Raw genomic sequence first — 12,957 nt, 5'->3', positions numbered from 1 at the left:
GCGTGGGGAAAACATCGGTTCAACGGGCGCGTAGCTCAGCGGTAGAGCACTTCGTTGACATCGAAGGGGTCACTGGTTCGATCCCAGTCGTGCCCACCATTTTGTTTACTTGGGCTACTCCGCGGCCCGGTTTTGAAGGAGAAGGCCATGAAGGTCAAAAACTCGCTTCGCTCGCTCAAGAGCCGCCACCGCGATTGTCGTGTGGTACGCCGTAAGGGCCGTGTTTATGTGATCAACAAAACACAGCCTCGCTTTAAAGCACGTCAGGGATAATCTCTGATTCAGCGTTTTTAAAAATGCCGTCCCTTCGGGGGCGGCTTTTTTTGTGACCTAAATCCCAGGCTCATTCATAGGTGCGTTGATCTTCAATCACGACGCCATCGCGCGGCAAGCTGTCAGAGGCAACGACCTCCACCTGACCGCGCAATTTCAACGTCTCAGACAAGGAAACTGCATAGTCTGCTGATTTCTCGGCAGCACCTTCAACTTTCACGGTCATAGCATCCGCATCACCGTCACGGCTGGCGATGACGCGCGCACGGGTGACTTCAGGGTGTTTGGCCACAAAGGCCGCCACTTGCTCAGGTCGGATAAACATCCCCTTGATCTTTGTGGTTTGATCCGCGCGGCCCATCCAACCTTTGATCCGCAGGTTGCTCCGCCCGCAGGGGCTTTCACCCGGCATAAAGGCAGAAAGATCCCCAGTGGCAAAACGTACCAACGGGTAGTCATTGTTCAGAGTGGTGACCAACACCTCGCCCACCTCGCCAAAGGGCACAGGATCGCCTGTACCTGGGGTGACAATCTCAGCCACCACACCCTCATCCAAGATCAAGCCGTCCATTGCCGCGCTTTCATAGGCGATATTGCCCAGATCTGCGGTCGCATAGCATTGACGACAGAGGATGCCTCGATCTGCATACCATTGCCGAAGCGACGGAAACAGCGCTCCGCCACCAACTGCGGCTTTGCCAATATTGAGGGTCAGGCCCATCTCATCGGCCTTTTCCAAAATAACCTTTAAATAATCCGGTGTGCCCGCATAGCCAGTGACCCCCACATCATGCGCCGCTTGAGCTTGTAGCTCGGTTTGTCCAGTCCCGGCAGGCAAAACGGCTGCGCCCAGGGCCCGCGCGCCGTTTTCAAACATCGTGCCGGCCGGCGTCAAATGATAGGAAAAGCAATTTTGCACAATATCGCCTGGCCCAAAGCCAGTGGCATGCAAAAACCGCGCAAAACGCCACCAATCATGACTATTTCGACCCGGCTCATAAAGCGGACCTGGCGATTGGAAGGCATAATCAAATTCTCCGCCACTAAATCCACCAAAGGGTGGCAAGCGTTTTTGCGCAGCGCCAAGCTCTGACTTGCGCAGAACCGGCAAGCGGGCGAGGTCTTTGGCAGAAGCAATACTGGCCAGCTCAAACTGTGCAAAATGCCCATAGCCCGCAAGGCTCTGAGCATGAGACAAAAGCGCCGGCAAACATTCGGCCAAAGAAGCTGCGCGGGCATCCGCAGAGCGGGTTTCTAAGGCGTCATAAAATGTCATTGTGTGGCTCCCATGTATGAACAGGTCAGCTGAGCCATCTTTTGCGGCGGCGATAGCTGCGGGTGTCGCGGAAAGACTTGCGCCCCTCATCGGACATGCCGAGATAAAATTCTTTCACATCCGGATTTTCGCGCAATTCCGCGGCCGGACCGTCCATCACCACACGACCAGATTCCAAAATATAGCCATAATGGGCGAACCTTAGGGCAACGTTCGTGTTTTGCTCCGCCAAGAGGAAAGACACGCCCTCTTTTTCGTTGAGGTCTTTCACGATACCGAAAATTTCTTCCACTAATTGCGGCGCCAAACCCATAGAGGGCTCATCCAGCAAAATCGTCTCCGGACGTGACATCAAGGCACGCCCAATGGCACACATCTGTTGTTCGCCGCCAGAGGTATAACCCGCCTGACTTTTGCGCCGTTCGGCCAGCCTTGGAAAATAGGCGTAAACTTTTTCCAAATCCGCCGCGACTGCAGCGGCGCCATCCGTGCGGGTATAACTGCCAGTCAGCAGGTTTTCTTCGACTGTTAAATGTTCAAAACAATGGCGCCCTTCCATCACTTGGATCACGCCGCGCTTCACCAGATCTGAGGGGTTCAGACCAGAGACCGACTGACCGCGATAGGCAATCGTTCCTTTGGTAACTTCCCCGCGTTCGGAGTGAAGTAATTGAGAAATCGCTTTTAATGTCGTGGTTTTACCCGCGCCATTGCCGCCCAAAAGCGCGGTAATCCCACCTTTTGGCACACTTAAAGACACGCCCTTCAATACCAAAATCACGTGATTATAAATCACTTCAATATTATTGACTTCGAGCAGTGTTTCGTTCGTTGAGCTGTCATCAAGCATGGCATTCTTCCTATTCGGATGCTCTGGCCCAACGGGGCCAGAGCTTATTTTACAACTCGGTTAAATCGCTCTGCTTAATTACAGCGCTCTGCGATGTTGTTTTCGGCAGCAAATGCTGCGGAGTCAGCTTCGATCAATGGTTGTATCACAGACATATCAGTTTCCTTAAAGTCTGAAATCAGAGACCATGTTTTGCTTGATGCATCCCACTGTGCAACACCCACAGTGCCCGGACCACCGTGATTTTCGCATGACACTTTGAAAGATGGGCCAAAGTTTGGCATGCCTAGTTCAGCCATCCTTGCTTCGGTAATTTCCAAAGATTCCATACCATCGAGCATCATGGCTGGGGTAATATCAGCAACCCCATGAATAGCCTGCGCGTTCCGGACTGCTTCCGCTGCAAGCATAGCAGCATAGAAACCGCGGTTGTAAATTGCTGTTCCAATCTGATCTCCAGCACCAGCAGCTTTACCAGTGTCAACCACATGTTTCTTCACATCTTCAAAGACTGGAAAGTTGTTGCCAACATTGTGGAAAGTCACAGCTTTATAACCATTAGCATCATCACCAGATGGCAAAACATCATTTTCAGAACCTGACCACCAAACACCAATGAAGTTTTCCATTGGGAAACGGATATTGACTGCCTCTTGGATTGCTACCTGGTTCATAACACCCCAACCCCACATGGTCACATAGTCTGGGCGCTCGCGGCGGATTTGCAGCCACTGCGATTTTTGTTCTTGGCCAGGGTGATCCACCGCTAGCAGGCTCAACTCAAATCCATGTTTCTTTGATAGCTCTTCCAACGTCCGAATTGGCTCCTTGCCATAAGCTGAGTTATGATAAACAAGAGCAATTTTTTTGCCTTTTATATCCCCACCATTGACATCTAGAATGTGCTGCACAACCGCGGAAGCACCATTCCAATAGTTTGCTGGGTAGTTGAAGACGTTACTAAAAACTTTACCGTTCGCTGCAGATGTTCGACCATATCCCATGGAGTGAATTGCAATACCATCTGCTGTGGCCTTTGGAATTAACTGATATGTAATTCCAGTTGATAGCGGTTGGTAAACCAAAGCACCTTCGCCCTTAGTAGCCTCATAACACTCAACGCCTTTCTCAGTGTTATAGCCTGTTTCGCATTCAAGAATTCGCGTCATAACACCACCAATGCCACCATCCCGCTCATTCAAAAGCGTCATATAATCAGCATAACCATCGGCAAACGGAATGCCGCCTGCCGCATAAGCGCCTGTGCGATAAGACAGGGACGGGAACACTAGGTCTGCCATCACTGGGGCTGCAGCCATGACGGCGGCCACTGTTGCTGTTGCTAGTCTTTTCATCGGATTATTCCTCCCTTGGTTTGTCCGAAAAGCCGGTTTTCCCGGTCGTTTGATTAACCTGTCCCTAGTGCGGGAAAGGCCAAAGTCGTAATTTCTCTTTTGCCACGCGCCAAAGCTGCGCCAATCCATGTGGCTCAGCAATCAAAAACACAATGATCAACGCTCCAACAATGACAAATTCTAAATGGGCCGCAAGTGCCGTGTCCCAACCCAGTCCACCCACCAGAACATTTTTCAAGAATACTGGCAAAAGTACCATAAATGCAGCCCCCGCGAAACTGCCAAATATGGAGCCAAGACCACCAATAATTATCATGAAAAGTACCAAGAACGATTTTTGGATACCAAAAGCTTCACCAACCTCTGCCGCACCAAGATAGACACTAAAAAAGAGCGCACCAGAAATACCAATAAAGAAGCCAGATATAGCAAAGGCCGAAAGCTTAGCATTCAAGGGGTTAACACCGATAATTTCAGCAGCAATATCCATATCGCGGATAGCAGACCATTTCCTTCCAAGCGCTCCACGTGTCATGTTTCGCGCAACGATTCCTGTAAACGTCACGAAAATCAGACATATGAGATATTTTGCCCAGGCCTCAGTGTTGGGGCCTGTGACAAGATATCCAAAAACCGTGCGATCCGGCGCATTGATCTGTCCTGATGCAGAGTAGTTATAAAACCACGCCACCCGGTTGAACAGCCAAACCAAAAAGAATTGTGCCGCTAAAGTTGCCACCGCGAGGTAAAAACCCTTGATGCGCAAGCTGGGCAAGCCAAAAAGCGTGACCACTGCAGCAGTGATTCCACCAGAAATCAGCACATGGACCACAATGCTAACATCCGGGAAAGCTGTCATCAGCTTATAGCAAGCATAGGCTCCCACGGCCATGAAGCCACCCGTGCCCAAAGACACCTGGCCGCAGTAGCCCGTTAGAATATTGAGACCGATGGCTGCAATCGCATAGATCAAAAAAGGTACCAAAACAGCGTTGGCCCAGTAATCATTAATTACAAAGGGAATGACCAAAAATGCCACGATCAAAACCGCATAATAGCGATAACGATCAAATTTGATGGGGAAAGTTTGGCTATCCGCTTTGTAGGTTTCGCTGAAATCGCCCGATTCACGATATAGCATACGCTGTCCCCTTCACATTCAGATCATTCGTCACAAAGCCCCTCGGGGCACGGATACATGAGTTAAACACGCTCAATGATTTTCTCCCCAAACAAGCCTTGTGGACGAAAGACCAAAAACACTAGGGCCAGCATGTAGGCGAACCAATTCTCCGTCGCGCCACCCAAAAAGGGCGCGCCGATAAGGAATTCGAACAGTTTTTCCCCAACACCCACAATCAATCCGCCAACAATCGCACCAGGGATCGAAGTGAACCCTCCAAGCATCAACACAGGCAGAGCTTTGAGCGCGATAAGAGACAAAGAGAACTGCACGCCTGATTTTGCGCCCCACATGATGCCTGCGACAAGAGCGACAAAACCCGCCAGCGACCAGACCAAGACCCAGATAAAACTCAACGAGATCCCAACCGATAAAGCCGCTTGGTGATCATCTGCCACCGCCCGCATGGCGCGGCCTTGCTTGGTGTATTGCGCGAAGGCCACCAGCAAGACCACGAGAATAATCGCCACAACCGCCGCAACAATATCCAACTGATCTATGAAAAACCCATAGAAGTTTGAGCCACCCAAAAACGCCGTAGCCTCCTCAATCCAAAAACTGCCCCCCTGCGGAATGCCAACATCCAGTTTCTTGATCTCTGATCCCCACATCATGTCGCCAAATCCTTCCATGAAGTAGGCCAGCCCAATGGTCGCCATGAAGAGGATAATTGGTTCTTGCCCCACCAAATGTCGGAAGATGAAATACTGAACAATCCAGGCTAATCCAACCATCACCGCCATCGCTAAAAGAATGGCTGCAAAGGCTGGGACGTGCCAGCCAAAATGATGCACATCCGTGCCAAAAAGCGCGTTGATTAAATGGGAAAACGGCACCTGACCATCCATAATGCCCACAAGCGTAAGCGCCGCGAACAAGGCCATAACCCCTTGCGCATAGTTGAAAATGCCCGAAGCTTTGAAAATTAGAACAAACCCCAAAGCCACCAGCGCGTAAAGCACCCCAGCCATCAAGCCATTTAGCAAAACTTCGACACCGAATAAAAATTGGTCTGGGAACATTGCTTACGCCTCCGCGCCGGTATTGTGAGCAGCCTGCATGAAGCAGAAGCCCTTAAATTTAATAGCATCAATCATGCGCGACTCCCAAATAGGCATCAATCACCGCCTGATTGTTGCGCACTTCATCGGGCGGACCATCGCCAATTTTCTTGCCATAATCCATCACAACCACGCGGTCGGATAGATCCATCACAACACCCATATCATGCTCAATCAACACAATCGTCGTGCCAAATTCATCGTTCACGTCGAGAATAAAGCGGCTCATGTCCTCTTTTTCTTCCACGTTCATGCCCGCCATTGGCTCATCAAGCAGCAAAAGCTTGGGGTCAGCCGCTAAGGCGCGGGCCAATTCAACGCGTTTTTTCAACCCGTAGGGCAAGCGACTGACTGGTGTTTTGCGGATATGTTGAATTTCAAGAAAATCAATCACGCGCTCTACCACCGCGCGATTTTCTGTCTCTTCACGTTCGGCTTTTCCATACCAAATTGCTTGGCTTAAAATACCACTTTTCATGTGGTTCAAACGGCCGGTCATGACGTTATCCAAAACGCTCATGCCTTCGAAAAGCGCGATATTCTGGAACGTCCGCGCGATGCCTTGTCGGGCAACTTCAAAGGGTTTCATTTCCGGCCGGCGGGCGCCTTTGTACCAGACCTCCCCCTCCTGAGGATGGTAAAAGCCAGAAATGACGTTGAGCATCGACGATTTCCCGGCGCCATTAGGTCCGATAATCGCGCGGATCTCTCCTTCGCGTACATCAAAAGAAATATCCTTGATCGCCACGACCCCACCAAACCGCAGGGTGATATTCTTCATTTCCATCATCACAGCACCAATGGTGCGGCCATCTGCGGTTACAAAACTTTCGGCTTGGTCAAACATGGGGCGCACACTCCAAAGAATATTGAATGATCACTGCGGGCATGGATACAATCATTGCGCGGCCACCTGTTGCTCGGCTGCAATCGCTGCATCTCGCAGCTCCAATTTTGCCGAAATCGAGCCCTTACGCCCGTCCTCATAGGTCACCTCAGTGGTAGTCTCAACAAACTCCGCACCGCCATAAAGGCCGGCAATCAGATCATCAAATTTATCCTCAACCGTGCGACGACGCACCTTACGTGTGCGGGTCATTTCACCGTCATCGGCATCCAATTCCTTGTGCAGGACCAAGAAGCGGCTCACTTGGCACCCTGAGAGCATCGGGTCTTGCGCAATGCTTTGATTGGTTTCTTCGATATGGGCCTGGATCATATCCAAAACCTTCGGGTGTTGAGACAGTTCTTGATAGCCGCCATAGGCAATATTGTTGCGCTCAGCCCAATTGCCCACAGCATTCAGATCAATATTCACAAACGCGGTGCAATAGTCCCGACTACTGCCAAAGACGACAGCCTCCAAAATATTCGGATAGAATTTCAGCTTATTCTCAACATATTTTGGCGCAAACAAACGCCCATCGGCCATTTTGCCAACATCTTTGGCGCGGTCAATAATACGCAGGTGGCCTGTATCTTCTTCAAAAAAGCCCGCATCTCCCGTTGCCACCCAGCCTTCGGCGTCTTTGGTTGACGCTGTGCTTTCCGGGTTGTTGTAATATTCCACAAAGACACCTGGTGACCTGTAATAAATCTCACCATTGTCCCCAACACGCACTTCAACGCCCGGCGCCGGAACGCCCACCGTATCGGCCCGCACCTGTCCATCCGGTTGAATGGTCACATAAACCGTAGCTTCTGTTTGGCCGTAAAGCTGTTTCAGATTAATCCCAATCGAGCGATAAAAGTCGAACAACTCAGGGCCAATCGCCTCACCGGCTGTATAGCCAATGCGCACGCGGCTCAGGCCAAGGGTGTTTTTAAGAGGTCCGTAGATAAAAATATCACCCAGAAAATATTTAACCCTATCCATGAAGCCAACCGGTTCTCCGCTCAATAACGCTGGGCCCACGCGCTTGGCATGGGCCATCGCCTTGTCAAACATCCATTTTTTGAGACTGCCCGCATCTTCCATGCGGATCATCACATTGGTCAACTGGTTTTCAAACACCCGCGGCGGGGCGAAATAATACGTCGGACCGATTTCCCGCAAATCAGTCATCATCGTCTCGGCGCTCTCTGGGCAATTGACACAAAAGCCCGTCCATAACGCTTGCCCCATCGAGAAGGTATAATCACCGACCCATGCCATCGGCAGATAAGCCAATACTTCTTCGCTTGAGCCTAGGTCATCAAATTGCGATGAGTTTTTTGAGGTTTCAATGACGTTCCGGTTGGACAATACCACGCCCTTCGGACGGCCAGTGGTCCCGGAGGTATAGAGCATCACGCAGGTGTCGTCATAGGTCTGCGCCTTTTGACGTTTGACCAGCTCGTCGCCCAGATCTCTCCGCGCCGCGCGGCCTTCGTCTTGCAAGCTCTGATATTGCTTGAGCATGCTGTGGTCATATTTGCGCAATCCGCGTGGATCCAAATAAATGATGGTCTGAAGATTTTTCAAACTGTCGCGAATGTCGAGGATCTTATCCACCTGCTCCTGATCACCAGCCACGATAAACCGCGCATTGCAGTGATCTAGAACATAGGCAATCTCATCTCCTACCGCGTCTTGGTAAATTGGTACGGGCACAGCGCCGATTGATTGTGCAGCCAACATTGCCCAATAGAGGTAAGGACGGTTGCGACCCGCGATGGCCACATGGTCACCTTTTTCGGCACCCAGCGATAGCAAACCCAAGGCCAGAGCCTCAACTTGATCCACCGCTTCAAGCCAAGTCCAGCTTTGCCAAATGCCAAATTCTTTCTCGCGATAGGCCGCTTTATCGCCAAACTCACTCGCATTGCGTGCCAGTAGTGCTGGAATAGAGACCAGACCAGCCGAATCCGTCACAGTCAAAATACGATCCTCCCAATGCCGGTTCCCGGCGCCTTTTCATAGGCTCTGATTAGATAGATTGACTGCGGATTGTCAAAGGTCAATCAATTTTTTTGAACATCCGTTCAGTTTGGTCAAAAATCGGCATGCCGTGACCCATCAAGTGGTGTGCAAAGCGTCACAAATAGAGTGGCATTTAACCTTGCAAAATTACCCGCGCGGGATGGATTTCGCCAGATTTATAACGGCCAATCGCCTGGGCTTTGCCCTCATAGCTGACCCAAATTTCATCACCATACTCTGCTTTGGTAAAACAAATCGCTGGATTGCCATTGCGCAGTTTTGCCGCGCCTTCCGCATTGGTTGTTCCCTGCAACAGATCCGCCAAACCGTCTTCCAAGGGACACAAGAACTGGTCAATCTCAGCCGTTTTCGCAAAGGGTTCAATTTGTTCTAGGCTGATCGCCTGTGCCAAATCGAACGGGCCCGACCAGAGGCGACGCAATTGCGCCACATGGCCATAACAGCCCAGTACCTCACCCAAGTCCCGCGCAATAGAACGCACATATCCGCCCTTGCCGCAGGTCATTTCCAAAACCGCTTGATCCGCTGAAGGCCGGTCAGCCAGCAACAGCTCTTCGACCCAAAGCGGCCGGGCGGCAATCTGCATTTCCTCGCCCGCACGCGCCAATTTATACGCCCGCTGCCCATCAATTTTCACTGCGGAAAATTGCGGCGGCACCTGCATGATTTCGCCAAGAAGCCCCTGCAAAGCCTCAATAATCTGCGCATCACTGGGGCGCTCATCCGAGGTGTTGATCACCTCCCCCTCCGCGTCGTCAGTATTGGTGGCAGCGCCAAAATTTACTGTAAATTCGTACGCTTTCGTTGCATCTGTGATAAAGGGGATGGTCTTCGTCGCCTCGCCCAGCGCTACCGCTAAAAGCCCAGTGGCTTCGGGATCCAAAGTTCCCGCATGGCCTGCTTTTTTGGCATCAAATGCCCAACGAATTTTATTGACCACAGCCGTGCTGGTCAGGCCTGCGGGTTTATCAACAATGACCCAACCGGAAACATCCCGGCCCTTGCGTGTGCGTCCCATAAGTCCCTCATGCGTTTTAGGCGGCTGCCCTAGCCCGGGCAGCGCAGCAGGTCAATCGCGCTGAGAACCCGAATCGACTGCATCCCCAACCTCCCTATCTGGCGCGAGATCGCGGCGCACGTCTTCGCGCTCAAATAAGGCGCGCGTGCTGTCTATTCGGTCAAACGTCTCATCAATACGAAATCTCAAGTCAGGCGCAAATTTCAACCCTGCCTTACGACCAACGATGCTGCGAATCTGGCCCTTATTACGCGCCAATGCCGCAATCGCCTCCTCATAGAGCTTACCGCCCAGAGGCATGATATATACAGTCGCAATCTGCAAATCTGGCGAGGTGGTCACCTCTGAGACAGTGATGGAAATGCGATTCAGTTCCGGATCGTGAATCTCGTCGCGGGCCAGTATTTCCGACAAGGTCCGGCGAATGACCTCGCCAACTTTCAGCTGCCGTTGCGACGGTCCGGATTTTTTATGTGATCTGCTTTGTGCCATGGAAGGGGTCATAGGCGCTGTACCAATAGGTTTGCAAGTGGCAAAACTTTGCTCCACATAAGCAGGAAAGGAGAATGTTATGGCTCAAACCCCCGCAATCACCATCACCGGCGCCTCTGGGCGCATGGGACAAATGCTGCTTCAAACTGTTTTGAACAGTGATAAAGCAAGGCTTGTCGGCGCAGTTGAGCGCAAAGGACACCCCTGGGTTGGCTGCGATGTAGGCGAAGCTATGGGCGGGCAAGCCGTTGGCGTGGTTGTTACAGATGAACCACTTGAGGCATTTGCACTGTCCCAGGCCGTGATTGATTTCACCGCCCCGGCCGCCACGCTAGAATTCGCCGCCCTCGCCGCGCAAGCCCGCGCCGTGCATGTCATCGGAACCACAGGCATGAGCGAAGAAGACCTAGAAAAGCTCGAGCCGGCCAGCCGCCATGCGGTCATCGTGCGGGCTGGCAATATGTCGCTTGGCGTAAATCTCCTCACCAAAATTACTGAAACTGTCGCCGCCGCCTTGGATGAGGATTTTGACATCGAAATTATCGAAGCGCATCACCACCACAAAATCGACGCCCCGTCTGGTACCGCCCTCATGCTTGGGGAATCTGCCGCTACAGGACGCGGTGTCTCATTGAGCGATATGCGCGACAGTGGCCGCGATGGCATTACAGGCGCCCGCAAACGCGGTGATATCGGCTTTGCCGCGATTCGCGGCGGCGATATCGTGGGCGAACATGATGTGCTGTTCGCGTCCGCCGGCGAGCGCATCATTCTACGCCATATCGCCACCGACCGCGCCATTTTCGCCCGCGGCGCACTGAAAGCTGCACTTTGGGGGCAAGGCAAGCAGCCTGGTCAATATAATATGATGGATGTCTTAGGGCTGTAAAATATCGTTCCAGAGTCCAAACAGTGCTGACAACAGCCAGACGCTCCTAAAAATCCACCGCGATACCTTTGCGCTCCCAGTCGCCAAAACGCACGGGCTCGGGCCCGTCGCGCCCGCCAAGTTCCGACGGCAGGGTTTGCTCGGGTTGTGCCGCTTTGCGGGCTTCTGCTTCAGCCAGTGCACGCGCGGCCGCGGCTTTGAGATCGGGTTTCTTGTTTTCTGTCATAAGGCTGATATACGCCGCTTTCATCAGATCGCAAGGATAGCTCATGCCCCGCCCCCCACAAAAATCAGGTCGCCCCGGACTTTCCATGGCCGGTCAAACCCACAAGCGTCCCGTTTTGAACCTGCCACGACAAGCGGCTGTGCAAATATTAAACGGTGTGATGACTGAGCATAAACAGCTTTCTGAATTGATACAGTCCGATGAATTCCAAGCCTTGGCACCCGAAGATCGCGCCCGCAGCCAGCGTTTGGCCACCCACACCCTCCGTCATGTGGGCCGGGCAGATCGGGCTTTGCGACCCCATTTGGCCAAGCTACCGGCTGTGGAAGTTCTGAATATTTTGCGTCTGGGTTTGGTTGAAATCGCCGGGATGGGCGCTCCAGCTTATGCTGTGGTCAATGATTTGGTCTCTATTTGCTCCGCGTCCAATCAAACCCGTCCTTACAAAGGTCTGATCAACGCTGTGCTACGCAAGGCCGTCGCAGATGAAACCGGAAAATGGGACAAATCACCCGTGCAAATGCTGCCAAAATGGCTGCGCAACCCCCTTCGCGAAGCCTATGGTAATGGTCCAATTATGGCCATCGAAACCGCGCATATGCGCGGCGCACCCGTTGATTTAACCGTCACTGGCGATCTAGAAACCTGGGCGTCTACTTTAGGCGGCACGCCCTTGGCAAATGGATCCCTGCGCTTGGGCGAGATCGGGCAAATTTCGACCCTTGAGGGTTTCGCAGAGGGCAAATGGTGGGTGCAGGATGCCGCAGCAGCTTGGCCTGCCGCCGCTTTGGCGCTGACGCCAGGTGAAACCGTGTTAGACGTCTGCGCTGCGCCTGGCGGGAAAACCATGCAAATGGCCGCCAAAGGTGGTGTTATCACTGCTTTAGATATCTCCGCCAATCGGATGGAGCGCGTGGCCGAAAATTTAGCCCGCACCCAATTGGCCGCCGAACTGGTGGTGGCAAATATTCTTTACTGGCAAGATCCAAGGCAATTTGATGCCGTGTTGCTTGATGCGCCCTGTTCTGCCACTGGAACAATTCGCCGCCACCCAGATTTGCCCTTCGCCAAGGATGGCACAGGCATTTCAGAGCTGATAGAGCTTCAGACACAAATGCTTAATGCAGCAGCAGGCCGGGTGAAACCCGGCGGCAAGCTGGTGTTTTGCACCTGCTCTTTGATTCCAGATGAGGGAGAAGTGCAGGCAGAGAATTTCTTACGCGAACATAAAGATTTCACCGCGGATACGGGTTTGCCTCAGGGTATGGATCCAGCTTGGCGCACCCAAGAGGGTGGTTTTCGCTTGCGCCCAGATTATTGGTCCGAGCTTGGTGGAATGGATGGGTTTTATCTCATCCGAATGAACCGACACGGGTGATATTTAGCAGGGTGACAGGGTAAGGTGTTCGAC

13 protein-coding genes and 1 tRNA gene are annotated in these 12,957 nt (G+C 52.2%); 4 read left to right on the top strand and 10 right to left on the bottom strand.

The window, feature by feature from the left end; translation table 11 throughout:
• The first annotated feature begins 24 nt into the window (after nt 1–24).
• Nucleotides 25–99, top strand: a tRNA-Val gene (locus ABLW18_RS07605).
• A gap of 48 nt (nt 100–147) precedes the next feature.
• The gene (ykgO, locus tag ABLW18_RS07600) at nt 148–273 is read left to right on the top strand and encodes a type B 50S ribosomal protein L36 (protein ID WP_048864290.1); all 126 of its coding nucleotides are present in this window, start codon (nt 148–150) and stop codon (nt 271–273) included.
• Nucleotides 274–343: 70 nt separating this feature from the next.
• Here ykgO and ABLW18_RS07595 read toward each other — a convergent pair whose 3' ends face one another.
• From ABLW18_RS07595 to rbfA, 9 genes are all read right to left on the bottom strand, one after another.
• Nucleotides 344–1,549: a phenylacetate--CoA ligase family protein gene (locus ABLW18_RS07595; RefSeq protein ID WP_347824222.1), complete on the bottom strand. Its 1,206-nt coding sequence runs from the start codon at nt 1,547–1,549 to the stop codon at nt 344–346.
• A gap of 25 nt (nt 1,550–1,574) precedes the next feature.
• The gene (locus ABLW18_RS07590) at nt 1,575–2,399 is read right to left on the bottom strand and encodes an ABC transporter ATP-binding protein (protein WP_347824221.1); all 825 of its coding nucleotides are present in this window, start codon (nt 2,397–2,399) and stop codon (nt 1,575–1,577) included.
• A gap of 74 nt (nt 2,400–2,473) precedes the next feature.
• Nucleotides 2,474–3,754, bottom strand: coding sequence for an ABC transporter substrate-binding protein (locus tag ABLW18_RS07585; RefSeq protein ID WP_347824220.1), 1,281 nt, complete (start codon nt 3,752–3,754; stop codon nt 2,474–2,476).
• 64 nt (nt 3,755–3,818) lie between these two features.
• Complete coding sequence (locus ABLW18_RS07580) at nt 3,819–4,895, bottom strand: branched-chain amino acid ABC transporter permease (protein ID WP_347824219.1); 1,077 nt, start codon at nt 4,893–4,895, stop codon at nt 3,819–3,821.
• 62 nt (nt 4,896–4,957) lie between these two features.
• A complete protein-coding gene (locus tag ABLW18_RS07575) occupies nt 4,958–5,959 on the bottom strand; it encodes a branched-chain amino acid ABC transporter permease (RefSeq protein ID WP_347824218.1) in 1,002 nt (333 codons plus the stop codon).
• Between the two features lie 67 nt (nt 5,960–6,026).
• Complete coding sequence (locus ABLW18_RS07570; RefSeq protein ID WP_347824217.1) at nt 6,027–6,845, bottom strand: ABC transporter ATP-binding protein; 819 nt, start codon at nt 6,843–6,845, stop codon at nt 6,027–6,029.
• A 51-nt stretch (nt 6,846–6,896) separates the two neighbouring features.
• The gene (locus ABLW18_RS07565) at nt 6,897–8,852 is read right to left on the bottom strand and encodes an AMP-binding protein (RefSeq protein WP_347824367.1); all 1,956 of its coding nucleotides are present in this window, start codon (nt 8,850–8,852) and stop codon (nt 6,897–6,899) included.
• A gap of 181 nt (nt 8,853–9,033) precedes the next feature.
• Entirely contained in the window at nt 9,034–9,939 is a 906-nt protein-coding gene (gene truB, locus ABLW18_RS07560) for a tRNA pseudouridine(55) synthase TruB (RefSeq protein ID WP_347824216.1), read from the bottom strand.
• Nucleotides 9,940–9,990: 51 nt separating this feature from the next.
• Nucleotides 9,991–10,431 (bottom strand): 30S ribosome-binding factor RbfA, encoded by a 441-nt coding sequence (gene rbfA, locus ABLW18_RS07555; protein ID WP_347824215.1) that lies wholly within the window; start codon nt 10,429–10,431, stop codon nt 9,991–9,993.
• 79 nt (nt 10,432–10,510) lie between these two features.
• On the opposite strand from rbfA, the gene dapB reads away from it, so the two are divergent.
• A complete protein-coding gene (gene dapB, locus ABLW18_RS07550) occupies nt 10,511–11,320 on the top strand; it encodes a 4-hydroxy-tetrahydrodipicolinate reductase (protein ID WP_347824214.1) in 810 nt (269 codons plus the stop codon).
• Between the two features lie 46 nt (nt 11,321–11,366).
• On the opposite strand, the gene ABLW18_RS07545 is transcribed toward dapB, so the two are convergent.
• Entirely contained in the window at nt 11,367–11,546 is a 180-nt protein-coding gene (locus ABLW18_RS07545; RefSeq protein WP_347824366.1) for a DUF1674 domain-containing protein, read from the bottom strand.
• Between the two features lie 43 nt (nt 11,547–11,589).
• Between ABLW18_RS07545 and ABLW18_RS07540 the strand changes: the two genes are divergently transcribed.
• Complete coding sequence (locus ABLW18_RS07540; RefSeq protein ID WP_347824213.1) at nt 11,590–12,924, top strand: transcription antitermination factor NusB; 1,335 nt, start codon at nt 11,590–11,592, stop codon at nt 12,922–12,924.
• Nucleotides 12,925–12,957: the final 33 nt, after the last annotated feature.

The organism is uncultured Planktomarina sp., assembly GCA_943788425.1.
GTDB lineage: Bacteria > Pseudomonadota > Alphaproteobacteria > Rhodobacterales > Rhodobacteraceae > Planktomarina.
This window is presented reverse-complemented; position numbering and strand designations above follow the sequence as displayed.